Source organism: Mesorhizobium sp. WSM4848 (genome assembly GCF_055811375.1).
The window spans coordinates 52,487-79,078 of the sequence record NZ_JBVVPX010000010.1 but is presented as its reverse complement, the minus strand read 5'-3'; the positions used below and the strand labels follow the sequence as shown (position 1 = coordinate 79,078).

General features: G+C 63.8%; 22 protein-coding genes. 7 read left to right on the top strand and 15 right to left on the bottom strand.

The annotated features are described in order from the left end of the window. From trpA to AC0L16_RS12165, 3 genes are all read left to right on the top strand, one after another. A complete protein-coding gene (gene trpA / locus AC0L16_RS12175; RefSeq protein ID WP_473620976.1) occupies positions 1-840 on the top strand; it encodes a tryptophan synthase subunit alpha in 840 nt (279 codons plus the stop codon). A gap of 95 nt (positions 841-935) precedes the next feature. Next, positions 936-1,862, top strand: a complete 927-nt coding sequence (accD, locus tag AC0L16_RS12170) for an acetyl-CoA carboxylase, carboxyltransferase subunit beta (RefSeq protein ID WP_473620975.1) — start codon at positions 936-938, stop codon at positions 1,860-1,862. 124 nt (positions 1,863-1,986) lie between these two features. Next, complete coding sequence (locus tag AC0L16_RS12165; RefSeq protein WP_473620974.1) at positions 1,987-3,312, top strand: bifunctional folylpolyglutamate synthase/dihydrofolate synthase; 1,326 nt, start codon at positions 1,987-1,989, stop codon at positions 3,310-3,312. A gap of 188 nt (positions 3,313-3,500) precedes the next feature. On the opposite strand, the gene AC0L16_RS12160 is transcribed toward AC0L16_RS12165, so the two are convergent. From AC0L16_RS12160 to ahcY, 10 genes are all read right to left on the bottom strand, one after another. Continuing rightward, entirely contained in the window at positions 3,501-3,995 is a 495-nt protein-coding gene (locus AC0L16_RS12160; RefSeq protein ID WP_473620973.1) for an RES family NAD+ phosphorylase, read from the bottom strand. Between the two features lie 8 nt (positions 3,996-4,003). After that, the gene (locus tag AC0L16_RS12155; RefSeq protein ID WP_077374772.1) at positions 4,004-4,354 is read right to left on the bottom strand and encodes an MbcA/ParS/Xre antitoxin family protein; all 351 of its coding nucleotides are present in this window, start codon (positions 4,352-4,354) and stop codon (positions 4,004-4,006) included. A gap of 125 nt (positions 4,355-4,479) precedes the next feature. Beyond that, positions 4,480-4,761 (bottom strand): cupin domain-containing protein, encoded by a 282-nt coding sequence (locus AC0L16_RS12150; RefSeq protein ID WP_065011517.1) that lies wholly within the window; start codon positions 4,759-4,761, stop codon positions 4,480-4,482. 129 nt (positions 4,762-4,890) lie between these two features. Further along, positions 4,891-5,214 (bottom strand): thioredoxin, encoded by a 324-nt coding sequence (trxA, locus tag AC0L16_RS12145; protein WP_027152031.1) that lies wholly within the window; start codon positions 5,212-5,214, stop codon positions 4,891-4,893. 74 nt (positions 5,215-5,288) lie between these two features. Continuing rightward, positions 5,289-8,801, bottom strand: coding sequence for a double-strand break repair helicase AddA (gene addA, locus AC0L16_RS12140; protein ID WP_473620971.1), 3,513 nt, complete (start codon positions 8,799-8,801; stop codon positions 5,289-5,291). Continuing rightward, complete coding sequence (addB, locus tag AC0L16_RS12135) at positions 8,798-11,926, bottom strand: double-strand break repair protein AddB (protein ID WP_473620970.1); 3,129 nt, start codon at positions 11,924-11,926, stop codon at positions 8,798-8,800. The genes addA and addB overlap by 4 nt, the downstream gene beginning before the upstream one ends. Next, positions 11,923-12,672, bottom strand: coding sequence for a nucleotidyltransferase family protein (locus AC0L16_RS12130; protein ID WP_473620969.1), 750 nt, complete (start codon positions 12,670-12,672; stop codon positions 11,923-11,925). The genes addB and AC0L16_RS12130 overlap by 4 nt, the downstream gene beginning before the upstream one ends. Further along, positions 12,669-14,180: a tRNA (adenosine(37)-N6)-threonylcarbamoyltransferase complex ATPase subunit type 1 TsaE gene (tsaE, locus tag AC0L16_RS12125; RefSeq protein ID WP_473620968.1), complete on the bottom strand. Its 1,512-nt coding sequence runs from the start codon at positions 14,178-14,180 to the stop codon at positions 12,669-12,671. Before tsaE ends, AC0L16_RS12130 begins: the two co-directional genes overlap by 4 nt. A gap of 8 nt (positions 14,181-14,188) precedes the next feature. Then, complete coding sequence (locus AC0L16_RS12120; RefSeq protein WP_473620967.1) at positions 14,189-16,762, bottom strand: sensor histidine kinase; 2,574 nt, start codon at positions 16,760-16,762, stop codon at positions 14,189-14,191. Between the two features lie 189 nt (positions 16,763-16,951). After that, positions 16,952-18,352 (bottom strand): adenosylhomocysteinase, encoded by a 1,401-nt coding sequence (ahcY, locus tag AC0L16_RS12115; protein ID WP_473620966.1) that lies wholly within the window; start codon positions 18,350-18,352, stop codon positions 16,952-16,954. Between the two features lie 381 nt (positions 18,353-18,733). Here ahcY and AC0L16_RS12110 point away from each other — a divergent pair, with 381 nt between their 5' ends. After that, positions 18,734-19,174, top strand: a complete 441-nt coding sequence (locus AC0L16_RS12110) for a hypothetical protein (RefSeq protein ID WP_473620964.1) — start codon at positions 18,734-18,736, stop codon at positions 19,172-19,174. Between the two features lie 157 nt (positions 19,175-19,331). Here AC0L16_RS12110 and AC0L16_RS12105 read toward each other — a convergent pair whose 3' ends face one another. The 5 genes from AC0L16_RS12105 to AC0L16_RS12085 form a co-directional block, all read right to left on the bottom strand. Then, the gene (locus tag AC0L16_RS12105; RefSeq protein WP_473620963.1) at positions 19,332-19,628 is read right to left on the bottom strand and encodes an HPr family phosphocarrier protein; all 297 of its coding nucleotides are present in this window, start codon (positions 19,626-19,628) and stop codon (positions 19,332-19,334) included. Then, on the bottom strand, positions 19,625-20,026 hold the full coding sequence (locus AC0L16_RS12100; RefSeq protein ID WP_027152037.1) for a PTS sugar transporter subunit IIA: 402 nt from the start codon (positions 20,024-20,026) through the stop codon (positions 19,625-19,627). The genes AC0L16_RS12105 and AC0L16_RS12100 overlap by 4 nt, the downstream gene beginning before the upstream one ends. Before the next feature lie 162 nt (positions 20,027-20,188). Then, positions 20,189-20,650 (bottom strand): HPr kinase/phosphorylase, encoded by a 462-nt coding sequence (locus AC0L16_RS12095; protein ID WP_473620962.1) that lies wholly within the window; start codon positions 20,648-20,650, stop codon positions 20,189-20,191. 45 nt (positions 20,651-20,695) lie between these two features. After that, a complete protein-coding gene (locus AC0L16_RS12090) occupies positions 20,696-22,477 on the bottom strand; it encodes a sensor histidine kinase (RefSeq protein ID WP_023796908.1) in 1,782 nt (593 codons plus the stop codon). Positions 22,478-22,499: 22 nt separating this feature from the next. Then, positions 22,500-23,201: a response regulator transcription factor gene (locus tag AC0L16_RS12085; RefSeq protein WP_023796909.1), complete on the bottom strand. Its 702-nt coding sequence runs from the start codon at positions 23,199-23,201 to the stop codon at positions 22,500-22,502. A gap of 344 nt (positions 23,202-23,545) precedes the next feature. Between AC0L16_RS12085 and AC0L16_RS12080 the strand changes: the two genes are divergently transcribed. From AC0L16_RS12080 to lysM, 3 genes are all read left to right on the top strand, one after another. Next, positions 23,546-25,156, top strand: coding sequence for a phosphoenolpyruvate carboxykinase (locus AC0L16_RS12080; RefSeq protein ID WP_473620961.1), 1,611 nt, complete (start codon positions 23,546-23,548; stop codon positions 25,154-25,156). A gap of 122 nt (positions 25,157-25,278) precedes the next feature. After that, entirely contained in the window at positions 25,279-25,716 is a 438-nt protein-coding gene (arfB, locus tag AC0L16_RS12075; RefSeq protein WP_027152041.1) for an alternative ribosome rescue aminoacyl-tRNA hydrolase ArfB, read from the top strand. A 185-nt stretch (positions 25,717-25,901) separates the two neighbouring features. Beyond that, the gene (gene lysM / locus AC0L16_RS12070) at positions 25,902-26,375 is read left to right on the top strand and encodes a peptidoglycan-binding protein LysM (protein ID WP_473620960.1); all 474 of its coding nucleotides are present in this window, start codon (positions 25,902-25,904) and stop codon (positions 26,373-26,375) included. Positions 26,376-26,592 lie beyond the last annotated feature (217 nt).

Sequence of the window (26,592 nt, the reverse complement as noted above, 5' to 3'; positions counted from 1 at the left end):
ATGACCACCCGCATCGACCGCCGCATGGCCAAGCTGAAGGCCGAAGGCCGCCCGGCGCTCGTTACCTATTTCATGAGCGGCGACCCTGACTACGACACCGCTTTGTCGATCATGAGGGCGCTGCCCAAGGCAGGCGCCGACATCATCGAAATGGGCATGCCGTTTTCCGATCCGATGGCGGACGGCCCGGCGATCCAGGCGGCCGGCCTGCGTGCGCTAAAAGGCGGCCAGACCCTGGTCAAGACGCTGAGAATGGCTTCGGAATTCCGCGCCGCCGACGATGAAACCCCGATCGTTTTGATGGGCTACTACAATCCGATCTACATCCACGGCGTCGACCGCTTCCTCAGGGATGCGCTGGCCAGCGGCATAGACGGGCTGATCGTCGTCGACCTGCCGCCGGAAATGGATGAGGAGCTGTGCATTCCGGCGCTGAGGGCTGGTATCAATTTCATCCGGCTGGCGACGCCGACCACCGACGACAAGCGCCTTCCCAAGGTGCTGCAGAACACCTCCGGCTTCGTCTATTACGTGTCGATGACCGGCATCACCGGCTCAGCACTTGCCGACACCGGCAAGGTGGCGGCCGCGGTCGGGCGCATCAAGGGCCATACCGACCTGCCGGTCTGCGTCGGCTTCGGCGTCAAGACCGCCGAGCAGGCACGCATCATCGGGGCGTCGGCCGACGGCGTCGTCGTCGGCACCGCGATCGTCAATGCGGTCGCCAATGTTCTGGGGCCAAAGGGCGAAAAGACCGCTGACCCGGCCGAGGCGGTCGCCACGCTGGTCAGCGGGCTTTCGCAAGGCGTGCGTGCGGCCCGCCTTGCTGCCGCCGAATAGTCTTGATCTTCTGGTTGACCATGATCTCCACCGAAAACCGGTTTCCACTTTTCGGGATCATGGTCTAACTCTTCGTCAGGACAGGAGCCGAAGCGATGAACTGGATCACCAACTACGTTCGACCGAAGATCAATTCGATGCTCGGCCGGCGCACCGACATGCCTGAGAACCTCTGGATCAAGGATCCGGAGACCGGCGAGATGGTCTTCCACAAGGACCTGGAGCAGAACCAGTTCGTCATCCCGTCCTCCGGCCATCACATGAAGATCTCGGCCAAGGAGCGGCTGAGATTCTTCATGGACGACGGCAAGTACGAGATGCTCGAAAACCCCAAGGTGGTGCAGGATCCGCTGAAATTCCGCGACGAGAAGCGCTACACCGACCGGCTGAAGGACGCCAAGGCCAAGACCGGCCTGGAGGACGCGATCATCAATGCACTGGGCACCGTCGAAGGCCTGCCGGTGGTGGTGACCGTGCAGGACTTCGCCTTCATGGGCGGCTCGCTCGGCATGGCCGCCGGCGACGCCATCGTTCGTGGCTTCGAGGTCGCAGTGCAACGCAAGCGGCCGCTGATCCTGTTCGCAGCGTCCGGCGGCGCCCGCATGCAGGAAGGCATCCTGTCGCTCATGCAATTGCCGAGAACCACGGTCGGCGTCGATCGGCTGAAGGAAGCCGGTCTTCCCTATATCGTCGTGCTGACCAACCCAACCACCGGCGGCGTCACCGCCTCCTACGCCATGCTGGGCGACGTGCACATCGCCGAGCCCGGCGCGCTGATCGGCTTTGCCGGGCCGCGCGTCATCGAGCAGACCATCCGGGAAAAGCTGCCCGACGGCTTCCAGCGCTCCGAGTATTTGATGGAGCACGGCATGGTCGACATGGTGGTGTCGCGGCTGGAGATGCGCCCGACGATCGCTCGGCTGCTGAAAATGCTGCTCAAGCTGCCGGAAGAAGAAAAGCCGCTGGAACCGGAAATCCTGCCGCCGGTGGCGATCCCGGCGGAAGCACGCCCGCAAGCCTGACGCGACATCCTTCGTCGCGAACCGCGATTGCGCGCCATCTGTGGCGCTGTAGCATCTTGATTTCGCGCAAGATCCTTTCCGGAAATCGATTTCGATTTTCGGGGTCATGCGCTAGGATTCTCCCATGACCACGCTTGCCGCCGACCGCGAAATCGAAAGCCTGATGTCGCTTCATCCGAAGGGCTTCGATCTTTCGCTCGACCGCATTTCGCGGCTGCTGGAGCGGCTGGGCAATCCGCAGGACCATCTGCCGCCGGTCATCCACATCGCCGGCACCAACGGCAAGGGCTCCTGCGCCGCGTTTTCGCGGGCGCTGCTGGAAGCATCCGGCCACCGCGTCCATGTCCACACATCGCCGCATCTGGTGAACTGGCATGAGCGCTACCGGCTGGCCGCCGATGGTGGCGGCAGGCTGGTCGAGGACAAGGTCTTCGCCGACGCCATCGCCCGCGTCGCCAAAGCCAATGAAGGCCAGAAGATCACCGTCTTCGAAATCCTCACCGCCGTCACCTTCCTGCTGTTTTCCGAACATCCGGCAGATGCCGTCATCATCGAGGTCGGTCTCGGCGGCCGCTTCGACGCCACCAATGTCATCGCCGAGCCGGCGGTGTCGGTGATCATGCCGGTCTCGCTCGACCATGAATCCTATCTCGGCGACCGTGTCGAACTGATCGCCGCCGAGAAGGCCGGCATCATCAAGGGCGGCTGTCCGGTGGTCATCGGCGCGCAGGAAAGCGAGACGGCGCTGCAGGTGCTTATCGAAACCGCCGAGCGGCTCGACTGTCCCGCCTTCGTCTATGGCCAGGATTTCCTCGCCTTCGAGGAAAACGGCCGGATGGTCTATCAGGACGAAGACGGGCTGATGGACCTGTCGCCGCCGCGCCTGCCAGGACGCCATCAGTTCGCCAATGCGGCGGCGGCGATTGCGGCAGCCAAGGCGGCGGGCTTCGAGATCAGCCATCGCGTCGCCGACAAGGCAATGGCCAATGTCACCTGGCCGGGGCGGATGCAGAAATTGCCGCAAGGCAGACTGACGGAACTGGCGCCGAAGGGCGCCGACATCTGGCTCGACGGCGGCCACAATCCGGGCGCCGGTGTGGTCGTCGCCGAAGCACTTGCCGAGCAGGAGGAAAAGAACCCGCGGCCGCTGTTCCTGATTTCCGGAATGATCAACACTAAGGACCAGAGCGGCTATTTCCGCGCCTTCAAGGGTTTGGTGCGGCATGTCTACACGGTGCCGGTGAGCCTCAGCGAGGCCAGCGTGCCGAATGACGAACTGGCGATCCGCGCCGTCGAGGCCGGCCTGTCGGCCGAACCGGTGAGCTCCGTCGCCAATGCGCTGATGCTGCTGCGCGACACATGGGACGGACCGCCGCCGCGCATCCTGATCAGCGGCTCGCTCTATCTGGCCGGCGCGGTGCTCGCCGAAAACGGCACACCGCCGACCTGATCTATTCTGCCGGACCTCCGGTACCAAGAGGCCAGATTCCAGGAAAGGTGCGTCGCGGTTTTCCCGGGAAAAGCGCGTAGCGCTTTCCCTAGGGAATTGCGTAAAACAAATACTTAGAGCGGTTCGGAGGTTCTATCGAAAGCTGAACGCTCTCGAACGCGGGAGCGATTGCCAAGTCATTGCGCTTCTCACGACAGTCTGCCTTCGTCGTCGATCAGCGCGAGCCGCCACGGAGGATCATCGCCCCATTTCCATAGAATGAGGTTGAGATCCGTCTCGACAGCGCCGGCCGCAAAGCTGCGAACAAGCATGGCTGGATAGCCCTTCGCCATCAATCGGCGCGCCAAAGCCTGCGTTCTTGCTTCTCCGCTTGCCTGCATCCGATCCCGCCATGCATTGTCGGCAAGAGCTGTTGCATCCAACCCTTCTTCTTTGAGCGCGGCCTCGTCCCGACTGTCGAAAACACTTGCGACTTCGGCGTCATAGGAAACGAGTGTCGTCGGCTGGAGATTGCCGACCTGGTTGGCCTCGCGCAGAGCGGTTATGACGGTCAGTGATGTATAGAGCGCCGGCGTGCCCTTCGGGTTGAACCGCCCGCCAAACAATGCGGCGCCGCGCCCCGAGAGCGGTTCACGCGCGTAGATTGGGTTGATCGCCCGAAACAGTTTGCCGCGGTAGTGCATCAACTGTGTCAGGCGTGAACGCCGGCATCGATCGCATCGACATATTCAAGCACCTCAGCGGCCCGCCCGCCGCGCACAAGTTGCATGGCCGTCTGTCCCGAAAAGCCGGGCAGAGGCTCGGACCGGTACCAGGCATACGCCATCAGCGCGGAGCCAAAGCGCGGTTCGACCTTGTTGATGATTTCAACCATCTCGCGCAGGCGGCGCTGCGTTCTGTCGGAACGGATGCGTTCCTTGCGCTGAACGGCGTCGCGACCGAGCCCGGCAGTCCGGGCCACTTCCTCGCTGGTGGTGCGCAGCGCCTCGGCGATTTTTCTTGGGGCAAAGAACCCACCGTCCGCGTACTGGACCAGAGCCATCTCAGCCTTCCTTCAATCCACACATTTTCTGACGTAATGTAGCGTCAATGTGAGTGGCATTCAAGCGGACTCTTCCCAATACGGTCCTGCCTCAACCGGCGATGTTGCGAGGGCCTGCTCCCGCGTTACTTCAGCTCGATCTCGATGAAGGCATACTCGCCCTCATTGGCATTGATGACATCATGCTCCACGCCCTCCTTGCGGAAATAAGGCGCTCCCTTCTTCATCTCGGCAAAGGATTCGCCGTCCTTGGTCAGGAGCTTGAGCTTGCCGTCCATCAGCGGCACGATGACGTAATCATGGCCGTGACGGTGCCAGCCGGTGTTGTCGCCCGGAGCGAAGCGGTATTCGGTGACGATGACGCGCTCATTGTCGATGAAGACGGTGGCCTTGGCGGATCCGGTCATGTCGTTCTCCTGCTTTAAGCCAGACAAGGACATGAGGCGGCAAGTGGCGAGTGCCAGATCGGCAGATCGGTGACGCCAACAAAAAAGCCCGGCGCGAGGCCGGGCTTGATTGCAGAGATTCAGGTCGGATCAGGCGAGATTGCCATTGATCCAGTGCGACAGCGCCGTCTTCGGCGCGGCACCGACCTTCATGTCGGCCATTTCGCCGCCCTTGAAGATCATCAGCGTCGGGATCGAGCGCACGCCGAACTGCGCGGCCAGCTCGGGATTCTCGTCGATATTGAGCTTGGCGATCTTGACCTTGCTGCCGAGTTCGATGGCGATGTCTTCCAGCGCCGGCGCGATCATCTTGCACGGGCCGCACCACTCCGCCCAGAAATCGACCACGACCGGCTCCTTGGCATCAAGCACATCGGTCTGGAAATTGCTCTTGTCGACCTTGACGGTGGCCATGCGAAAATCCTTTCGAGAGTTATTGTCGCACCAAATGTGGTGGTGATCGCGCCCTTCTTCAAGCAGCTGTTGTGTCACGCTCCCGTGAGTCGGGCAAGAGCGTCGTCCATGGCCGCCGGCGGCAGCTCGATCAATCGTGGCGCTTCGGTGAACAGCAGCGCCGCCGAGACCTGATGCCCGGGATAAAGCGGCTGGAGCAGCGCGCGATAGAGCGCGAGCTGCAGGACATAGGCCGGTGGAACGTCCGACAGGGTTGCAGGCGCCGGCCGGTTGGTCTTGTAGTCGACGATCGACACCTTGCCTGATGTGACCGCCAGCCGGTCGATCTTGCCAGAGATCGAGCGCAACTTGCCCTTCACCTCCAGGCTGCCCATGACCGCGACTTCGGCGCGCGACGATGACGCAAACAATGGAGCGAAACGGCTGTCGGCAAGGATCGCTGCCACCGAGGCCAAGGCCTTGTCGCGCTCGGCTTCAGGCCATTGCGCGCCGGCGCGCTTGAGGTAGCGTTCCGCGGCATCCCGGCGTTCGGCCTCGGCAATGCCCGGCAGCATCTGCAGCAATTTGTGCAGCGCCAGCCCTCGCGTCACGGCAAAGCCGGGCTCCTTCTCAGCGTCCAGCACCGGCGAGCCGGTGTCGATCACCGCTTGCTTGGCCTCGTCGATCAGCGCCGAGGCGCCGGACGGCGACAGCGGGCGCGGCAGGTCTTCGAAGGGCGGCAAGGGCTGGAACAGGGTCTTCGGCAACGGCTCGAACTGGTGCGTCTGCCGCGCCTCTTCGGCGGCCGCCTGTGCGACCGGCGGCAATTTTGTCACGTGAAACCGATGCGCGGTCTCGCCAGTGGCGGGGTGCTGCCGCTCTGCGCTTTCGGGGGCGCCGACCAGCGCGCGACTGACGATCGAATGCCAGGTGCCGGCATTCGGCGCCCGCTTGCCGTGATAGCCGCAGACGATCAGCCGGTCCTCGGCGCGGGTCATGCCGACATAGAGCAGCCGGCGGTATTCGTCGTCGGCCAGTTCGCGGGCGCGGACCGAAGCGGCCCGTGAAAAGCCATTGGCGACATCGCTGGCCGAACGCCAGAGATAACCCTTGCCGCGCCAATGGTCGCCCGAGCCATCGAACGGCATCAGTCGCGGCAGATGCTGGTCGCTGAACGGGGCGGACCCGCCATCGACCAGGAACACGACAGGCGCTTCCAGACCCTTGGCGGCATGCACGGTCATGACGCGAACCTCGTCGCGGGTCTGGTCCATTTCACGCTTGATCTCGGGGCCGGCATTCTCCAGCGTCGACAGGAAGGATTCCAGTCCCGGCAGGCCGGTCCGCTCCTCGGCCAGGCAGAAGCTCAGAAACTCGTCGAGGATGTCGCCGGCTTCCGGCCCGAGCCGCGCGATCATTTTCTTGCGCAGGCCGTCGCGGGCGAGAGCCCCGGCATAGAATTCGAACACCGGCTTGAATGCGGCTTCATCGGACCATGTGTCGAGCTGGGCAGCGATTGCGGCCAAGGCAGCGCTTTCGCCTGCTTGCTGCCTGAGCGAAGCGATCAGCGAGAAGCCGGACGGCCGCGCGCCGGCGAGCGCGAAAAGCATCTCTTCCGAAACATCGAAAATCGGGCTGCGCAGCACGGCTGCAAGCGACAGATCGTCCTCAGGCTGGACGAGGAAGTGACCGAGCGCGATCAGGTCCTTCACCGCGATATGGCCGGGCAGGCTGAGCCGGTCGGCGCCGGCGACCGGTATGTCGCGGCGCTTCAGCGCGCGTGTCAGCGCATGGACGAAGCGATCGCGCTTGCGCACCAGCACCAGCACGTCGCCGGGCCGAAGCTTCTTGCCGCGGCCTTCGATGACCTCGCCGGCGCCGATCCAGCCGGCAATGGTCGCCGCCACGTTTTCGGCAACACGCACCGCAGGCGCATGGGCGTGGTCGACGGCTTGCGTCCAGTCGTCGGGTTCGTCGACGACGTCGGCGCCGATCGACGGCCAGACCTCGACATAGCCCGGCGCATCGCTGCGGATCGCCTTGTGGTTCAGCGGGTCGGGATCGTGGCTGATGCCGCGCCGCACGACTGGGTCGGCAAAGACACGGTCCACCGCCGCAAGCACGTCGTCGGTCGAGCGGAAGGACCAGGTCAGTTTGAGATCGGCGAAGGCGGCGTTGGCGTCGCGCACCCTTCCGGCAAACAGGAGCCTTGAGTCGGCGAAGGAGTCGGGCGCCGCCCCTTGAAAGGAATAGATCGACTGTTTTTCGTCGCCGACGGCAAAGACCGTGCGGTGGACCGTGTCGCGCGCGCCGAGCCCCGCAAAGAATTCTTCCGCCAGCCGTTTCACCACCTCCCATTGGTCGGGACTGGTGTCCTGCGCCTCGTCGAGCAGGATATGGTCGATGCCCTGGTCGAGCTTGTATTGCACCCATGGACCGGCGTCGGGCCGCGCCAGGAGATTGACCGTTCGGGTGATGAGGTCGTTGAAATCGAGGAAGCCGCGGGCGCGCTTCAAGTGTTCGTAACGGGCGATCAGCCAGTCGGCGATGGTCAGCGCGGCACGTGTGCCCTCCAGCATCCTGAACAAGGCCAATCGGTCGGAGATTTCGACGATGGCATCGGCCGCTGACAGATAGCGCTCGGCAAGATCCGGCAGCCGGTCGAGCAATGCCTTCTTGAACGGCTTTGCCGGCTCATAAGGCTCGCCATCGGTTCGCAGGAAGGCTTTTGCCAGCAGATGCAGCCGGCGAACCGGATCGTCCTCGGCGAAGGCAAGACGAGCATAGGGCAGAAGGTTGTTGAGCACCATGCGGGCATCGGCGGCTTCAGCAGCAGCGGCAAAGGTGATGAAATAGTCCGGCAGGAAGCCCGGCAGCGGCCAGACAGACGCCGCCAGGCCTTCGGCGGTCTGGCCGGCGCGAAACTTGAACTCGTCGAACAGCGCCCGGAAGCCATCGCCGCCGGCAGCAGCGATGAAGGCGCGTAGACCGTCGCGCTTGCGCACGATCTCGGCCAGCAACGCATCAAGCCCATGTTCGCCGCCGCGTTCCAGGATGGTGGCGAAAGCCTCGGCCAGCCCCGCATCGCCGGCGGCCGTGCCCGAGATCATGTCACGGCGGGCGGCGGCGAAGAGCGACGCCTCCATCTGCGGATCGAGCATTTCGAAATGGGCCGGTATGTTGGCCTCCAGCGGGAACTGGTGCAGCACCGATTCGCAGAAGGCGTGGATGGTCTGGATCTTCAGCCCGCCGGGTGTCTCCAGCGCCTCGGCGAACAGCCGGCGGGCGCGGCGCATGGTTTCGCGATCGGGCTGGCGACCGTCCAGCGCCTCTATCCTTGTCGCCAGTTCTGCGTCGCCAAGCGCTGTCCATTCCGACAATGTCGAAAACACCCGGTTCGACATGTTGGCGGCGGCGGCGCGGGTGTAGGTCAGGCACAGGATCTTCGACGGATCGGTGCCGCGCAGCAAGAGCCGGATGACACGCTGGGCCAGCACATGGGTCTTGCCCGATCCGGCATTGGCCGACACCCAGGCGGAATTTTGCGGATCAGACGCGCTTGCCTGGCTGACGGCGGTATCGGTCGGGATGGGATACGCCTTCTTCATGCCTCCCCTCCCTCGTCGTCCGCGTCGCCGCCGGCAGACCATTCGAGCACGCGGGCGAGATGGTCGTAGTCGCCGTCGGTCTCGCCCTCACGGAACGGTAGCGCGCGCGACAAATAGCCGGTCGTCGGGTCGGCATAGTGGATCAGCAGCTTTTCGAGCCGCGCCCAGGCCTCCTCGGCAAGATCGGCGGCGGTTCGCGGCTTGCGGTTGTATTCGAGGATGGATTCCTCGAACACCTCGCCGTTCGGCTTCAGCCTGATGAAGGCCAACTGCGACGGCTCGCGTGCGCCAAGCCCCTCGAAGGCGCCGCGCCTGAGCAGCGCGCCTTCGAGCGCAAGTTGCGGCGAAAGCAGCGTATGAGCCTGCGCCTTGGACGGCGAGGAGCCGGTCTTGTAATCCAGGATGTCGGCCATGCCGCCGGCCAGGAGATCGACACGATCGGCATAGCCGGACAGCGTCACGCCGGACTGGCCGACTTCGGTTTTCTCGGCGCGCTCCTCGGCATGCCGCATTGTCACGGCGAAGGCGCGGCCGCGCTCCCATTCGATGATGCCGGCGGCGAGCTTTTCGAAACGCGGCCACCACACCGCCTCGACATCGGGAGGAAGGGCCGCCTCGGCAAAGCATGCGCGGCCGGCGGCAATGAGACCGTCCAGCGCCTCCGGCACAAGCGGATCGGCCACGGTCCGCGAAAAAAGATGCAGGATGGCGTGAAACAGCGTGCCGCGTTCGGCAGCGCCCGGGTCGCGGATGACCGGGTCGAGCGGCATCAGGCGCAGGATCCTCCTGGCATAGATCGCGTAAGGGTCGCGGCGCAGCGTCTCGATCTCGGTGACCGAGAAATGTTGCGGCCGCACAACCAGCGGCGGCTTCGGCTGCGGCCGCGGTGCGAAGTCTCTTCTTTCGCCGGCATCAAGCGCACGGGCCCAGAACAGGAATTCATCACCACGCCGGCGAAGCACCGCCGCATGCTCCTTGCCGATGAAGGTCAGCAGGCGCTGCAGCCAGCGCGACGGCACTGCCGGCGCGTCGCCGGAGCGGGCGGAGCGCGCCAGCACCACTTTGTTCGCCCCCATCGCCATCTGGAAATCATGGGCGGCCAGGCCGATGCGCCGTTCGGGCGGCTCGAGATCGATGCCGGTCTTCATCAGCCGGGACATGAAGCGGTCGCTTTCCGGCTTGCGTGGCCACACGCCTTCGTTGAGTCCGCCGACGACCAGCGTGTCGACGTTTTGCAACCGGGCTTCCAGCGCACCCCAGATGGTGATGTTCCTGTCGGTCCCTTGTGCCGCCTTGACCGTCTCGGGCGCGATCAGCGCCTCCATCATTTCGGGCCATTCGTCGGCCGCGAAGGAGAACGACGCCGAGGCAGCGACCAGCCCGCGCAACAGCTCGGCGAGCTTTTCACCGGTATCGCCGGCATAGAGTTCGCTCAGGCTGCCATCCGCGGTTCGGCCAAGACTTTCGAGCGCGACGACGCTGGCCCGCACAAGCGTGGCAAGATCGGCATTCTCCTCGTCGCGATAGGCAACCAGCGGCGCAAGCGCGGCGGTTAGCCGGACCAGCAGGTCGCGGGCTTCTTCGATGCGCCTGACCGAAAGCCGCGATCGCCAGAAGGGCGGGCGGCGATTGCCGCCGACGTCGAATTCGAGGAGCCGGGCATCGAAGAGCTCCGGCAGCGAGGCGACGTCGGGGCGGCCAGTGCCGCCGCGCAGCGCCACCAGTTCGACGATCTCCGCCGCGTGACGGACGCTTGTGCGTTCCAAGCCGAGGCCAAGCAGCGGGTGCTTGAGCAGCGACAGCAAGGCCACGGGATCGCCGGGGCGGAACGCCGCCTGAAGCGCCAGTCTGAGCAGGCCGGCGGCTGGCGTGTTGATGAGCGGTGTGCCGCCCGAATCGTCAGCGACGACACCAAACCGCAACAGCTCGACCGAAACGCGCCGCGCCAGGGCGCGGTCGCCGGTGACGAGCGCGGCGCGTTGGCCGGGCTGTTCGACGGCGCGTTTGAGCGCGACGGCAATCGCCACTGCTTCGTCGCGCTCGCCGGCGGCTTCGAGCAGCGTCACGTCGGCGAAGGCCTCGGTGATATCGCCTGAAGTAAAGCGGGCGCGCGTCTCGACCCACAGCTCGGTGGTCTCCGCCGGCCGCAGCGCCTCGCCGACAAGTGCGGCGCGCACCGCGAGCGGCCTTTCGGCAACGGCGATCTCCTCGACATCGCCGCGCAGCACGCCGATCTTGCCGATCAGTTTTGCCAGGCCATATTGCGGGTGTCCAAGCAAGGCCGGCCGTGCGCCGGGCACCGCAATTGCGTGGAATGACGGCTCATCCAGCATCAGGTCGAGGCCGCGCAGCACGACGGCGCCGCTGGGCAGGTCGGCGATCACCGCAAGCAGTTCGGCGGTGGCGGGAATAGACCCGGTGGAGCCGGCGGCGATGACCGGCCCAGTCGGCGGATTGCGCTTCAGCCGCGCCGCTTCCAGCCTTATCAGCGCATTGCGATGGGCGGCCGGGTTGGAGCGATTGCGTTCCTCGAGGAGATTCGGCCAGTTTTCGGTGACGATGCTCAGGAAGTCGAGCGTCACTTGCCACCAGCCGGCGAGGTTGCCGGTCACCAGATCGGCAAGCCTGTTCCAGTCCGTGCCTTCCGTCTCGATCTCGTCCATCAGCCGGGACAGGTCGCGCGCCAGCCAGATGGCGTCGGCGGCCGACGCCGGCACGACGATCTCCTCGTCGAAAAGTGCCGCGACATGCGCCGGCAGGCGGCGTTTCCAGGCGCGCACCAGCGGCGCCAGCAGCAGCAGGCGCTCGATCGCGGCGATCGGCGGCGCGAGGTCGATGGCGGCCGATGCGTCGGCCTCGAACGCGGCTTCGTCCTCGTCGAATTCGCCGAGCGGGCGGATGACCGGTAGTATCGCCGAGCGGCCACCCAGAAGGTCGACGAAGACGCCGCGCAGCGCCCGCGCGGCGCGGCGCGTCGGCACGTAGATGGTGGCGTCGGCCAGCGCCAGCGGGTCGCCGTCGAAGCGGAATCCGGGAACGAGCCGCCCTGACAGCAAGGCCTCGGCCAGCGTCGGCAGAAACGGCGCTCCGGGCGGGATCGAGAAAACGCGGCGGGAGCCGCTCATTTCAACTCGGTAAGAGCGTTGGTCGACTCAGCAAGAGCGGCGGCAACCGCCGCTTCCGCAAGCGGAATGGCGTCGGGCGTCCCGACGGTGATCCATTGGCCGTGCATCGGCATGCCGAACAGGCGGCCGGCAGCGATGGCCGCATCGAAATAGGCGTTGAGCGAGTGTGGGCCGGCCGGCGCATCCCTAAAAAGCCTGGGATGGACGATCGCCGCGCCGGCATAGATCAGGCCGGTCGGGTCGCCTTTCGAACGCCGCAAAGCGCCGTCCGGCGCCATCAGGAAATCCGTGCCGCCGCTGTGCCCGGTTGCTGACTGGAGATCTGCAAGCATCAGCAGAATATCCATTTTCGCCGCGTCCCACACAAGGGCGAGGCGGGCAAGGTTGGGCACGCCGCTGTCGATCCAGAAAGTGTCGGCGTTGACGATGTAAAAGGGAGCCCCTCCCAGTTCCGGCAAAGCATGGACGATACCGCCGGCGGAATCGAGCAGTGTTTCGCTTTCGTCGGAAATAACGACCCGCGGCGCGCGGCGCGCGGCGACGTGGGCGACGATCTGCTCGGGAAAATAATGGACGTTGACGATGGCCTTGTCGACGCCGGCACGAGCCAGGCTGTCCAGGCTCCAGTCGAGCAACGTCTTGCCTGATATCCTGACCAGCGGTTTCGGCATTGTGTCGGTGATTGGCCGCATGCGCTTTCCCAGCCCGGCGGCAAGCACCATTGCGGTTTTGGGGCGTGTCGTCACAGCGGCCGCTCCTCCAGCAGCCCGTGGGCGGTATAGAAATCTCGCAGGCCGGCCAGTGCCGGATGCGCCAGCGCCCGCCGTAGATAATCGCGAATGCGCGGCAGATGTTTTAGATAATAGGGCTTGCCGTCGCGCTTTTCGAGCCGGACGAAAATGCCGAGGATCTTCGAATTGCGCTGCGCCGCCATGATCGCATAGGTCTCGACGAATTCCTCTTCGTTAAAAGCGCCGGCCTTATGGCGCGCAGCGATGTAGGCGACGAGCGTCCGCCGCTCGATCTCAGGCGAGATCGTAACCCGGGCATCCATGGCGAGCGAAGCGAGATCGTAGGCGGAAGGGCCGATCAGCGCGTCCTGGACATCGACGATGCCGAGGCGATCGTGACCGGAACGATTGCCGCGCCAGATGATGTTGGGCGAATGAAAGTCGCGCAGCATGAGCGTGTATTCGCGCCCCTCCAGCCGGTCGAGGGCCGCGTTCCATTCCTTGGTATAGCCGGTGCGCAAGGCATCGCTTGCCGGGCCGCCTGTGATCGCCGGCACATACCAGTCGAGCAGCAATTCGGCTTCGATCATCATGGCGTCGCGGTCGAAAGGCGGCACATCGTGAAAGACGCCGGGCGCGGCCTCGATGCGATCGGGCCACGTCTTGCCGTGCATCATGGCAAGCAGTTCGGCCGCCGCCGCGTAGCGCTCCGCCAGCGGTTGACCGTGCTGGCCGAGAAATCCCTCCGAGCCGAGATGCTCCATGAGAAGAAAGCCCTGGTCCAGGTCCTGCGCTTGGATTTCCGGGGCGCTGACGCCGCCGGCCCGCAATGCCCGATCGATGGCGACGAAGGCCGCGACGGATTGTCCGGTGTGGGCGATCACCGCATAGGGCTTGCCATCGCGGACCGGCGGCCCGAGCACCAGCCGCGGCGAGTTCATCAACACGCGCGGCGGCAGGCCGGCCAGCGAGACGACCTCATAGGAGCGGGCCGAGGCGTCGCCGATAAAATAGCGTCTCTGCGCTTTACCCCAGCCGGCTTTTTCCAAAAAATTGCGCATGGCCAGCGAGCGCGCCGCGCGCTCGAAGGCAGCGCCTCGTCCCGACAATCTCGCCAGGCGTCCGTCGTCCTGATGGACGAGTTCGATCAGCACCGAAGTCTTTGGCAAATAGGCCGCTGCCCGCTCCGGCCATTCGACCAGGGCAGCGCCTTGCGCCAGCGCCTCGTCGAAACCCAGTTCGTCCAGTTCGGACGACGCGGACAGGCGGTAGAGGTCGAAATGATGGACGGGGACGCGCGCCTCATAGCTCTGGACCAGCGTGAAGGTCGGGCTCGGCACGTCGAGACCGGCCTCGTCGGTCATTGCCCTGATCAGCGCCCGCGCCAAACTCGACTTGCCGGCGCCGAGATCGCCCTTGAGAGCCAGCACGTCGCCGGGGCGCAGAGACATGGCCAGATCCTCGCCCAGCCCTGCGGTCGCAGCCTCGTCGGCGAGAAAGCGCTCCAGCACCATGCCTGCCATCGAGCGCGCTACTCGGCCGCCGCGCGGATGCCGGACGGCGTGTCGGGAAAGGCACAAATGACGGTGGTGCCGATGTCCTTGCCGGTTTCGATGCGGACACTGCCGCCATGCAGCTCGACAAAGCTCTTGACTATCGACAGGCCGAGGCCAGGGCCGCGCCGGCGGCCGCCATTGGTGCGCGGTTCGAAACGGCGGAACACCGAATCGAGCAGGTCCGGCGGCATGCCAGGACCATCGTCGTGAACGGAGAATTCCACGCCTTCGGCAAGCGAGCGGCAGGCGAGCGTGATGGTGCTCGCCTCCGGTGCGTAGTTCGCGGCATTGCTCAGCAGGTTGTAGAGGATCTGGCGGATGCGGATTTCGTCGCCGTGGAACGTCTTTGGCGCAGTGGCCGCATCGATCTTGAGCCTGATCGCATGCTCCTCCAGCCGGTCGGCAACAAGCTCGGCAGCGGCAGCGATGGTCCGGTCGACGTGAACTTCGGAGATATCGAGTTCCATGATGCCGGCATCCACGGTCGCCAGGTCGAGGATGTCGTTGACGATGGTGAGCAGGACCGAGGAAGACGAGCTGACATGCTCGACATATTCGCGCTGCTTCTGGTTCAATGGCCCGGTCGAGGGCAGCGAAAGCAACTCGGTGAAGCCGATGATGTTGGTCAGCGGCGAGCGCAGTTCGTAGGAGACGTGCTGCACAAACTCGTTCTTGAGCTGGTCGGATTTTTCCAGTGCCTCGTTCTTGTCCTTCAGCGCCCGCTCGACATTGACGCTGTCGGTGACGTCGACGAAGGTCATCATCACCTGACCGTTGGGCAGCGGGATCATCGCGTAGCGCAGCACGGTGCCGTTGTTCAGCTCGGTCTGGCCGTGGCGGTCGCGGCGCTCGTCGTCGAAACCGGTGACGGCGGCAACGAACCCGCGCCAGGGGCTGTCGGCGGCGCGCCGGTCGCACAGATCGCGGATCGTGGAGACGTGAACGTTGGGCTTGGCGGCGCCGGCGTCGAGCCCCCAAAGTGCTGCGAATGCCGGGTTCGACAATCTGAGCCTGCCGTCGGGGCCGAACACGGCCACGCCTTCGGCAAGATTGTCGAGCGTCTCGCCCTGGACCCGCACCGCGGTCTGGTAGCGGCTTTCAAGGTCCATCTTCTCGGTCAGGTTCTCGAATACCCAGGTGACGCCACCTTTGGGCTGCGGATTGGCGACGACGCGGATGGTCTTGCCGTCCGGCAAATGCCACCAATGCTCCTGCGACTCGACCGCGCGATAGGCGCCAAGCAGGCTTTCCTTCCAGCGCCGCCATTCGGGCTGCTCGGCGATCTTGCCTTCGCTGCGCAGCCGGTCGAGCAACAAGGCGTTGTCCGGAGCGCTGTGCAGGAAGCCGCTGTCGAGACCCCATAGCTTCTGGAACGCCTGGTTGAAAAACCGCAGTTTTTCGTCGGTATCGAAAATCGCCACGGCGGTGTTGAGTTGGTCGAGCGTGTCGGCATGGCTCCGCACGGTCCGCTCATATTCGCTACGGATCGTTTCGATGGCGCTGGTGTCGCAGGCGAGACCCGCCGAGCCGTCCGCGCCGGCGAAATCGGTCACGGCGAACATGCGGCGGTCGCCTTCGATCACGGTGGAAAGCGCCTGCTCGAAGACGGGATGCGACTTGTGCTGCGCAGCGATCGCATCGCGCGCCTGGCCGCCCAGGAATTCCTTCGCGTCGCGAACCGCAGCTTCGGCGTTTTCCGCCTCGACCGCCCTGGCATAGGCGCGGTTGACCCATTTCAGCCGCCCGTCCGCCGAGCGCAGCCAGGCTGGCATGCTGAGTGCGTTGAAAAGACCGAGCATGGTGTCATAGTCGGCGGCAAGGCGCTGGTTCTCGATTCTTAGCCTGGCCTCGCTTCGCTGCGTTTCAGAGAGCGAGACGAAGCGGACGAGCACGTGTGATGCGCTCTTGCGGCCGTGCACTTCGAGCGGCGCCCCGGCCTGTGATTCGATGACGAGGTCGAACGGCTTCGCCTTTTCTCGCAATCCCGCCACGGCATTTTCGAGCGCCGCCGCCGAGCGCGGCATCAGCCAACGGCCGAAGGCGAGGAAGGCGGCCCGGTCTTCCGGAGCGCCGCTTTCAACCGGCAATGTCCCGACGAGCTCGGGCTTCTTGTTTTCCGCGGCCCATACGACGACACGCTGGTCGCGCAGGTTGAGCAGCGCCTCGGAGCGCTGCAGCGCAGCGTTGACGTCGGCCAAGCGGGCTCTGAGTTCGCCATTCTGGGCCGAGGTGCGCGCCCGTTCGCGGATCAGGAAAATGGCCGAGACAAGTGCCGCGCCCATGACGCCGACAAACATGGCGAGTTGCATGACCTCGACGGTGCTGACCGACAGTCCGGCTTTGGACGCAGCCGCGGGGGGCGCAGCAGCGGCTCCAGCATGTGCCGAAAGGCCAAGCAGCGGACCGGCGAGCGCGGAAGAGGCAAGCAATTTTCCGACGCGGGCGCCGGCGCGCCATAAGAGGCTTCCGCCTCTGGCAGCGGAACCCACCGAATCGTTGTGGCCGCCGGAAACGGCCTGTCCCGCGCAAGGCGGGTAATCCCCCGGCATGTCCTGGTCCTCTTCGCCGCCTGAATGCAAGACCGCCCTGATGCGGGTGTCGGCCCTCGTCCCCGAACCCCGCGAATCAGCACCATAGCGCTTGCGCGAATCGGCGTGAAGAATCAATCGGCGCAAAAATAAAGCCGGGCGAAAAGTCAATCGCCCGGCGTCAATATCTAGTGGTAATCTCAGCTGTGGTTAATAGCGGTAGTGTTCCGGCTTGAACGGTCCCTGCGGGGTCACGCCGATATAGGCTGCCTGCTCGCTGGACAATTCGGTGAGCCGGGCGCCGAGCTTGTCGAGATGCAGGCGCGCGACCTTTTCATCGAGATGCTTCGGCAGGACATAGACCTGGTTCTGATACTGGCCAGGCTTGCTGTACAGCTCGATCTGGGCCAGCACCTGGTTGGTGAAGGACGCCGACATGACGAAGCTCGGGTGGCCGGTGGCGTTGCCGAGATTGAGCAGGCGGCCTTCCGACAAAAGGATCATCCGCTTGCCGTCCGGGAAGGTGATCATGTCGACCTGCGGCTTGATGTTGGTCCACTTCAGATTGCGCAGCGACGCCACCTGGATCTCGTTGTCGAAGTGGCCGATATTGCCGACGATCACCATGTCCTTCATCGCCCGCATATGGTCAATGGTGACGACATCCTTGTTGCCGGTGGTGGTGATGATGATGTCGGCGGTTGGGGCGGCATCTTCGAGGGTGACGACTTCGAAGCCGTCCATCGCCGCCTGCAATGCGCAGATCGGATCGACCTCGGTGACCTTGACGCGGGCGCCGGCGCCCTTGAGCGACGCCGAAGAGCCCTTGCCGACGTCGCCATAGCCGCAGACGACCGCAACCTTGCCGGCCATCATCGTGTCGGTGCCGCGGCGAATGCCGTCGACCAGCGATTCCTTGCAGCCATATTTATTGTCGAATTTCGACTTGGTTACGCTATCGTTGACATTGATCGCCGGGAACGGCAGCAGGCCCTTCTTCTGCAACTGATAGAGCCGGTTGACGCCGGTGGTGGTCTCTTCGGTGACGCCGCGGATCGCTTCCTTCTGCTTGGTAAAGAAACCGGGCGATGCCGCCATCCGCTTCTTGATCTGGGCAAACAGGATTTCTTCCTCCTCGCTGCCCGGATTGGAGAGCACATCCTCGCCGGCTTCGGCGCGCGCGCCGATCAGGATGTACATGGTGGCGTCGCCGCCATCGTCGAGGATCATGTTGGAGGTGCCGCCATCGGCCCACTGGAAGATCTTGTCGGTGTAGACCCAGTAGTCCTCGAGCGACTCGCCCTTCACCGCGAAGACCGGAATGCCGGCCTCGGCGATGGCCGCGGCCGCATGGTCCTGGGTCGAGAAGATGTTGCAGGAGGCCCAGCGAATCTCGGCGCCGAGCGCCTTCAGCGTTTCGATCAGCACCGCCGTCTGGATGGTCATGTGCAGCGAGCCGGTGATGCGCGCGCCCTTGAGCGGCTGCGCCTTGCCGAATTCTTCGCGGCAGGCCATCAGGCCCGGCATTTCGGTTTCGGCGATCTCGATCTCCTTGCGGCCCCAGCCGGCAAGCGAGATGTCGGCGACCACATAGTCATTGCTACCCGTCATGGCAGTGCTCCGATCAAGAATTGTCTTCGGGATGCGCCCGCGCCGGAAGGCGTGTCGAAGGGCGCGAGTTGCCGGCCTGACTAGCAGATCGTCGGTCGGACGACAATGGGATATAAAGAAATCTTTATCCGTGCATGTCTTTGGGGCGCACCGGCGCGAAACCGGAATCGATTATCGGAAGCATGATGCGAAAATTCAAAGTGCTAGTGGATAGAGTCTAACGCTTGGTGCCCGCGTCTGGCGGCAAAGAAGATCTTGGCGGGGTCGGCGGCGGAAACCACAGGGTAGCTTGGGCCAAAATTGATTTGACAGTAGGCCATCCCAAGCGCCGAGTCTTTATTGCGCGCATGCGCGCACGTTTGGACTAAGGAGGAAAACCCCATGGAAGAGATCAATCGTCGGTCTGCATTGACGATCGGTCTAGCGACAGCCGCCGCGACGCCTCTATTCGCTTTAGCGACGCCCGCGGGAGCCGCAGAGATCGTCCCGACATATGGCCCAAATGACGGTAAGGAGCTTGCCCCCGGCGTTCGCATAGTGGAAGTAGGCACCTGGGACTCGGATATGACAGGCATCAAAAGCATTCTAGTGCTCGATGCAGTATTCCAACCTGGGGCTGCCGACAAAGAATCCGTCATGGACAACGACATGGTCTGTTTTATCACCGCTGGTGAGTTCACCATCAAGAAGACGAACCCCGACAAGGAATTTAACGTTAAGAAAGGTGAGTACTATACCTGCGGCAAAGGCAAAACGGACCAGGCCACGAACATAAGCAAGGAAGTCGGGATCCACCGGATCTCCGTTCTGATACCTGCCTAAGCGTTTCTCCTTGGGGGGGCGCCCAACTGAGGTGGCCTTCCCCCTCTTAACGCATGTCTGACAAGCCCATTCGTCTCGCATGCGCTCTTATGTTGGGCGGAAACCACTAGATGTGAGCGTCTTTTGCGCGTCCAACGGACGCGCGGCGCTCCAGGCGTCAGGCCTCCTCGCCGAAGCGGGAGGCGACCAGTTGCTCCAGCGCGTCGATGACCTGCTCGGCCTCCGGGCCGCTGGCGGTGACGCGGATCGAATAGCCGGGGCTTGCCGCCAGCATCATGAGGCCCATGATCGAGGTGCCACCAACCGTGACGCCGTCCTTCTCGACCTGGACGGAGGCGTCGAAGCCGCTGGCGACCTGAACGAACTTTGCCGAGGCGCGGGCATGCAGGCCACGCTGGTTCACGATTGGAAATTCCCGGACGATGTCACCCTTGTTGGCCGACAGGGCGCTCATTTGCTGCTCAGAAGCTGGCTGGCGACATTGATGTATTTGCGGCCGGCCGCCTGCGCCTCATCCAGCGCAGCGCTCATATTGTCGCCCTTGCGAATGCTGGACAGCTTGATCAGCATCGGCAGGTTCATGCCGGCAATGACCTCGGTACGACCGGATTCCATCACCGAAATTGCAAGATTGGAAGGCGTGCCGCCGAACATGTCTGTCAAGACGATGACGCCCGCTCCCGTGTCGACACGGGCGACGGCATCGATGATGTCGCTGCGGCGCTGCTCCATATCGTCATCGGCGCCGATCGCCACGGTCTCGAAACTGTCTTGTGGCCCGACGACATGTTCCACGGCATGGCGGAATTCGGCGGCCAGTTGACCGTGCGTTACAAGCACGAGTCCGATCATTCGTTGGTGGCTCCCGTCATCGCCGCTTCATAGGCGTTTCATGCTCGCCGGCCTTTTCTGGCGGCGGGAGCGCTATCTTGTCGACGCGAGGCGCGTTGACAAGCCCAAAATTGCACAGGCACAGGCCATTTTGACGCATTGCAGCAACAATTCGAAATCGCATCATACGAAAGGCGCAATTGGCAGCCGCGCCATCACGGCCGGCAAGGCCGCCGGAACATTACGTTCGGCAAGATCGATACGCGGCAGCGGACAGCCCGCGATGGCCTCGCTGGCATCTTCCTGGAAGCGGTCCATTTCGCTTGCCGGGACCAGCCGGACGCAGAGGTCGATTACGCCGCCGGGCTCGAACGACAATGGCCGCGGGCCGAATCCGGGCACCTCGGCGAGGCCGGCGATGGGAGCGGGCACCCGGCAGACCAGCCGCCCCGCGTGATCGGCCGCGAGGAGCCTGTCGTCACCGATCAGCCGCGAAAACAATCCACGTTGGCGGCAATGATCGATGAGGGCGAGCGCCAGCGTCGTCTTGCCCGAGCCGGACGGTCCCGTGATGAGGACACCACGCTCGCCGATCAGGATCGCCGTGCCGTGAATGTTCTCAGCCTGCACAGTTGGATCAGGCATTATCGTGCCTGAAAAAAACCGGTTCCCACTTTTCGGGTTCATGCGTCAGCCTTCCGCCGGCAGTGTCACGACGAAACGCGCGCCCTTGATCTCGCCGGGTTTGGTGCCCGGGATGTTCTCGGCGGTCAGCGTCCCGCCATGGGCTTCGACGATCTGCCTGCTGATCGACAGGCCAAGACCCGAGTTCTGGCCGAACGCCTCGCCGGCCGGCCGGTCGGTGTAGAAGCGCTCGAAGATGCGGTCGATGTTGTCGGCCCTTATACCGGGACCATTGTCGTCGACGGTTATGATGTTGACCTTGCCGGCGCGCGCCAGCGATATGGCGATGTGGCCGCGCTCCTCAGGAACGAAGGAGCGGGCATTCTCGATCAGATTGGTGATGACCTGGCCGATCCTCAGATCATGGCCGGCGACGAAGTAGCCTTTGACGCCCTGCGGCAGTTTGGCGACCTTGAACTCGATGTCGACCGTCTTCTTGTTGCGCGTGGCCGTGCGCGAAACGTCGACCAGATCCGTGATGAATTTCTTGAGATCCACGGTTCCTGCGTCTTCGCGCGCGAGCTCGGCGTCAAGGCGGGAGGCATCGGAAATGTCGGTGATGAGACGGTCCAGCCGCCTGACGTCGTGCTGGATGATCTCCATCAGCCGCGCGCGCGACGCCTCGTTCTTGGCCAGAGGCAGGGTCTCTACCGCGCTGCGCAGCGAGGTCAGCGGGTTCTTCAATTCGTGCGAGACGTCAGCCGCGAAACTTTCGATCGCCTCGATGCGGGCGTAGAGCGCATTGGTCATGTCGCGCACGGCGATCGACAGATTGCCGATCTCGTCCTGCCGATCCGAGAAGTCCGGGATTTCCTCGCGGTTCTTGACGCCGCGCCGCACCCTGACCGCCGCCGCCGACAGCCGGCGCAGCGGGTTGGCGATGGTCGAAGCAAGCAGCATCGACAGGATGGCGGTGACAAGGGCGGCGATGCCGAAGACGCGCAGGATCGCCTTGCGCTCGGCCGCGACGATCTTGTCGATGTCGCCGCCTTCCGTCGACAGCATCAGCACGCCGAGGACGGCGCGGAAGCGCTGAATCGGCACGGCGACCGAAACAATCTGCTCGCCCTGTTCGGAGATCCGGACGATGGTCGACGGGCTGCCGGTAAGCGCCTTGACCACCTCCGGAAATGCAGCGCCGTTGCCACCGGGCTGCTCATGGTAGACCGGCAGCGCGGTGTTGCGGAAGAAGTCGAAGACGAATTTCTGGATTCGCTCGAGAAGATCGGGCTCTTCCTTGTCGGTCGGCGGCAGATCGTAGCGAAGGATCTGGCCACGCGAATAGAGGTGGCGCGAATCGAGCAGCAGATTGGCATCGCGGTCATAGATCCGGGCGCGCGTCCGCGTCGGCGAAATCAAGCGCCTGAGCACCGGCGCGACCCGCTCCGGATTGATCGGAAAGTCGAGATTGTCGAGCTGATCGGAGCCGGGGCCCAGGCTTTCGCCGGCCTGCAGTTCAAGCAGCTTTTCCGGATCGATGCTGATCGAGTCGGTCTCGACCGTCGCCGATGCCGCGATCGCGCCGGCAATGATCTCGCCCTGGGTCATCAGGCTCTCGACGCGGGCATCGATCAGCCCGTCGCGAAACGTGTTGAGGTAGAGGATGCCGGTGACCAGGACGGCCAGGCCGGCGAGGTTGAGGAAGAGAATGCGCCGCGTCAGGCTGGAAAAGATATGGTGGCCGAGGAAGCGGCGCATCGGCACCGTGATCCTCGACAGGAATGCGGGCAGAATCCGCGACGGGCGCCGGGCGCCCGTCCGTCTCACTCGCTCTACGTCCACTGCCATCGAATAGCAGCCCCCACTGTATTCATGCTTCGCGGAACCGATATCCGACTCCGTAAAGGGTTTCGATCATCTCGAAGTCATCATCGACGGCCTTGAACTTCTTGCGAAGCCGCTTGATGTGACTGTCGATGGTGCGGTCATCGACATAGACCTGCTCATCATAGGCCGAATCCATCAGCGCATCACGGCTTTTTACCACACCGGGGCGTTGGGCCAGAGAATGCAGGATCAGGAATTCGGTGACGGTAAGCGTCACCGGCTCGCCTTTCCAGGTGCAGGTGTGGCGCTCCTGGTCCATAACAAGCTGGCCGCGCTCGAGCGAACGGGCCTGCTGGTTGGGCGTCTTGGCCGACGCCTCGCGGGCGCTGGCACGGCGCAGCACGGCGCGAACCCGCTCGACCAGAAGACGCTGCGAGAAGGGTTTGCGGATAAAGTCGTCGGCGCCCATCTTGAGGCCGAAAAGCTCATCGATCTCGTCGTCCTTGGACGTCAGGAAGATCACCGGCAGGTCGGATTTCTGGCGCATCCGGCGCAGAAGTTCCATGCCGTCCATGCGCGGCATCTTGATGTCGAGGATGGCGAGATTCGGCGGGCGCGCCGCCAGACCTTCTAGCGCCGACGCCCCATCCGTATAGGTTTCGACGCGATACCCCTCCGATTCGAGGGCGATCGACACCGAAGTCAGAATGTTGCGGTCGTCGTCGACAAGCGCGATTGTTGCCATTTCAAGTGGCTCCCTCATGAGCTGTCCCTTCTTTGGTCGAGAAGGGGCTTTTGCAGGACAAATTAGGTACAAAATGTGGCACAGGCTTCGTCCGCTGTCACGAGCGGCATGCCGGCGGCCACAATCTCACCTCAACATGGATTGGATCGATAAAGACCGCCAATCCTTTGGGCACCCACCTGATTTTTCGCACATATAAACGATTTAAACAACTTTCAAAATATTTAAATCGATTAAATATTTGATATCATTTGGCTTTTCTGGTTCTGACCGTTACAGTCTCCATCGTTGGGGGCTCCGGAAGTTCGCCGGCCAGGATGCTGCAATCGAAGAAGGAACCCCTCATGTCGGAAGCCGGCAAACGCAATCCCGCATGGGCGATCGACCGGATCGGCCTGAAAACCACCGGCGCGGTGCGCTATAATTTCGGCGAGGCCGTCCTTTACGAGGAGGCGATCCGCCGCAGCGAGGCCCGGCTTACCGCGCATGGCGCGCTGGTCGCCGAGACCGGGCAGCACACCGGCCGCTCGCCCAAGGACAAATTCGTCGTGCGCGACGAGACCACCGGGCCGCATGTATGGTGGGACAACAACAAGGCGATTTCGCCGGCCCAGTTCGATACGCTGCTCGCCGATTTTCGCGCCCATGCGGCGGACAAGGATCTTTATGTGCAGGACCTGGTCGGCGGCGCAGATGAGGATTTGAAGCTGACGACCCGGGTCGTCACGGAGCTTGCCTGGCACTCCTTGTTCATCCGCAATCTGCTCATTCGTCCGGAAGCCGCCGAGCTCGAGCATTTTGTGCCCGACTTGACGATCATCGACCTTCCGTCGTTCCGTGCCGATCCCGTCCGCCACGGTACCCGAACCGGAACGGTGATCGCCGTCGATCTGACGCGCATGATCGTGCTGATCGGCGGCACCTCCTATGCCGGCGAAATGAAAAAATCGGTGTTCACCGTGCTCAACTATCTCTTGCCGGCGAAGGGCGTGATGCCGATGCATTGCTCGGCCAATGAAGGCGCCGGCGGAGACGCGGCCATCTTCTTCGGCCTCTCGGGAACCGGCAAGACGACGCTGTCGGCCGATCCGTCGCGCACGCTGGTCGGCGACGACGAGCACGGCTGGGGTCCGCATGGTATCTTCAACTTCGAAGGCGGCTGCTATGCCAAGACCATAAAGCTCTCGGCCGAAGCCGAGCCGGAGATCTTCGCCACCACCCAGCGCTTCGGCACGGTGCTGGAGAATGTGGTGCTCGACGCGGGCCGCGTGCCGGATTTCGACGACGGCAATCTCACTGAAAACACGCGCTGCGCCTATCCGCTCCACTTCATCCCCAACGCCAGCAAGACAGGCCGCGCCGGTCACCCGAAAAACATCATCATGCTGACCGCCGACGCATTCGGCGTGATGCCACCGATCGCCCGGCTGACCCCGGCGCAGGCGATGTATCATTTCCTCTCCGGCTACACCGCCAAGGTGGCTGGGACCGAAAAGGGCGTCACCGAACCCGAAGCGACGTTTTCGACCTGTTTCGGCGCACCGTTCATGCCGCGCCATCCGTCGGAATACGGCAATCTGCTGCGCGAGCTGATCGCCCATCACGGTGTCGATTGCTGGCTGGTCAACACCGGCTGGACCGGCGGCGCCTACGGCACCGGCAAGCGGATGCCGATCAAGGCGACGCGGGCGCTGCTCGCCGCGGCGCTCGACGGCTCGCTGAAAGGGGCCGATTACCGGACCGACGCCAATTTTGGTTTCGAGGTGCCGGTGGCGGTCGCGGGCGTCGACCGTGCCATTCTCGATCCAAGATCGACATGGGCCGATACCTCAGCCTATGACCTGCAGGCGGCGAGGCTGGTCGGCATGTTCGCCGTCAATTTCGAAAAATTCGAACCCCATGTCGACGCCATCGTGCTCGGCGCCGCGCCGCGCATGCGCGAAGCCGCGGAATAGTCGCCGCTGCGTCTCGAGGCGTCGGGAAGGCCCGACCCGGGACCGGGATCGGGAAGGCCCGACCCGGGGGAAGGGCCGACCTGGGCCTTTTCTTTTTTCGTTCGCCGCGCCATGACTGCGGCATGAACGCCGACGACAAGATCATCATTGCCGACGATGCGGTGATCCATCCGGATGACCTGCACGAGGACTTCATCCGCTCGTCCGGCCCCGGCGGCCAGAACGTCAACAAGGTGGCGACGGCGGTGCAATTGCGCTTCGATGCGGCGAATGCGCCGGGCCTGTCGGAGCGCGTCCGCGAGCGAACCATAAAGCTGGCCGGCCAGCGCGCCACCAAGGACGGCGTCATCGTCATCGAGGCCGGACGCTTCCGCACGCAAGAGCAGAACCGGGCGGACGCCCGGGCGCGGCTTGCCGAACTGGTCGCCAGGGCCGCCGAACCGCCGCCGCCGCCGCGCAAGAAGACGAGGCCTTCGAAAGGCGCGGTCGAAAGGCGGCTGAAGACCAAGGCTGGGCGCGGCACAATCAAGAAGCTGCGCGGTCGGGTGGACGACGATTGACGCGCGTCCACCTGGACGCATAAGGCGCGCTCCGACATTTTTTGCAGCCACGCAGCGTGCTTTTCGAAAAATCGATTCCGTTTTCGGCCGATGCGGCAGGCGCGACGTCGATCGCGGTCGAGACCGCTTCCAATTCGAGGTTGCAGGTGGCAAGTTCGGTATTCGTCACAGCAAGGAGACCGCAGATGGGCATGTTTGATTTCGTCAAGGGCGTCGGCAAGAAGCTCGGCTTCGGCGACGATGAGCCGGAGCCGACCGCCGATACGCTGAAGAAGGAACTCGATTCGCACGCGCTCGGCACCGACAATGTGGAAGTCGACGTCAAGGGCGATACGGCTGTGCTGAAAGGCGTGGTCAAGGATCAGTCGATCTTCGAAAAAGCCGTCATCGCCGTCGGCAACACGCTTGGCGTGTCCAAGGTGCAGGCGGATGAATTGCAGGTCGCCGCACCCGAGGCCGGCACGCCCGCAGCCCCGGCCAAGCAACCGACCTTCTACACGGTCAAGAAAGGCGACAATCTCTGGAAGATCGCCGAAAAGAGCTATGGCAAGGGCAAGGGTACGAAGAACACGATCATTTTCCAGGCCAACAAGCCGATGCTGACCGACCCGGACAAGATCTATCCAGGGCAGGTTCTGCGCATCCCGGACCTCGACTAAGGTATGTTGATATTCAGGTGATGCCGGCCTGCAAACGGCGGTTTCCTGCGCTTCCTACAGCGCCGCGCGCCTTGGTGGGCGCGCAAAGGACGCTGTAGAACTTTGGTTTTGCGCATGACCTTTCCGAAATCGATCTCGATTTCGGGGTCATGCGCGGGCTCACGTACTTAAGTACGCTCCGCTCCGGTTCTCGGAGACCACCTAGTTTGGTCGCTTC

Bases quoted from the DNA above. Each gene is read 5' to 3' on its own strand.
- ahcY (WP_473620966.1), bottom strand. From the start codon at position 18,352: ATGACGGGTAGCAATGACTATGTGGTCGCCGACATCTCGCTTGCCGGC.
- lysM (WP_473620960.1), top strand. From the start codon at position 25,902: ATGGGCATGTTTGATTTCGTCAAGGGCGTCGGCAAGAAGCTCGGCTTC.
- AC0L16_RS12095 (WP_473620962.1), bottom strand. From the start codon at position 20,650: ATGCCTGATCCAACTGTGCAGGCTGAGAACATTCACGGCACGGCGATC.
- addB (WP_473620970.1), bottom strand. From the start codon at position 11,926: ATGAGCGGCTCCCGCCGCGTTTTCTCGATCCCGCCCGGAGCGCCGTTT.
- AC0L16_RS12090 (WP_023796908.1), bottom strand. From the start codon at position 22,477: ATGGCAGTGGACGTAGAGCGAGTGAGACGGACGGGCGCCCGGCGCCCG.
- AC0L16_RS12110 (WP_473620964.1), top strand. From the start codon at position 18,734: ATGGAAGAGATCAATCGTCGGTCTGCATTGACGATCGGTCTAGCGACA.
- AC0L16_RS12155 (WP_077374772.1), bottom strand. From the start codon at position 4,354: ATGGCTCTGGTCCAGTACGCGGACGGTGGGTTCTTTGCCCCAAGAAAA.
- trpA (WP_473620976.1), top strand. From the start codon at position 1: ATGACCACCCGCATCGACCGCCGCATGGCCAAGCTGAAGGCCGAAGGC.
- AC0L16_RS12085 (WP_023796909.1), bottom strand. From the start codon at position 23,201: ATGGCAACAATCGCGCTTGTCGACGACGACCGCAACATTCTGACTTCG.
- trxA (WP_027152031.1), bottom strand. From the start codon at position 5,214: ATGGCCACCGTCAAGGTCGACAAGAGCAATTTCCAGACCGATGTGCTT.
- AC0L16_RS12150 (WP_065011517.1), bottom strand. From the start codon at position 4,761: ATGACCGGATCCGCCAAGGCCACCGTCTTCATCGACAATGAGCGCGTC.
- accD (WP_473620975.1), top strand. From the start codon at position 936: ATGAACTGGATCACCAACTACGTTCGACCGAAGATCAATTCGATGCTC.
- AC0L16_RS12100 (WP_027152037.1), bottom strand. From the start codon at position 20,026: ATGATCGGACTCGTGCTTGTAACGCACGGTCAACTGGCCGCCGAATTC.
- AC0L16_RS12120 (WP_473620967.1), bottom strand. From the start codon at position 16,762: ATGCCGGGGGATTACCCGCCTTGCGCGGGACAGGCCGTTTCCGGCGGC.
- addA (WP_473620971.1), bottom strand. From the start codon at position 8,801: ATGAAGAAGGCGTATCCCATCCCGACCGATACCGCCGTCAGCCAGGCA.
- AC0L16_RS12080 (WP_473620961.1), top strand. From the start codon at position 23,546: ATGTCGGAAGCCGGCAAACGCAATCCCGCATGGGCGATCGACCGGATC.
- AC0L16_RS12105 (WP_473620963.1), bottom strand. From the start codon at position 19,628: ATGAGCGCCCTGTCGGCCAACAAGGGTGACATCGTCCGGGAATTTCCA.
- arfB (WP_027152041.1), top strand. From the start codon at position 25,279: ATGAACGCCGACGACAAGATCATCATTGCCGACGATGCGGTGATCCAT.
- AC0L16_RS12160 (WP_473620973.1), bottom strand. From the start codon at position 3,995: ATGCACTACCGCGGCAAACTGTTTCGGGCGATCAACCCAATCTACGCG.
- tsaE (WP_473620968.1), bottom strand. From the start codon at position 14,180: ATGGCAGGCATGGTGCTGGAGCGCTTTCTCGCCGACGAGGCTGCGACC.
- AC0L16_RS12165 (WP_473620974.1), top strand. From the start codon at position 1,987: ATGACCACGCTTGCCGCCGACCGCGAAATCGAAAGCCTGATGTCGCTT.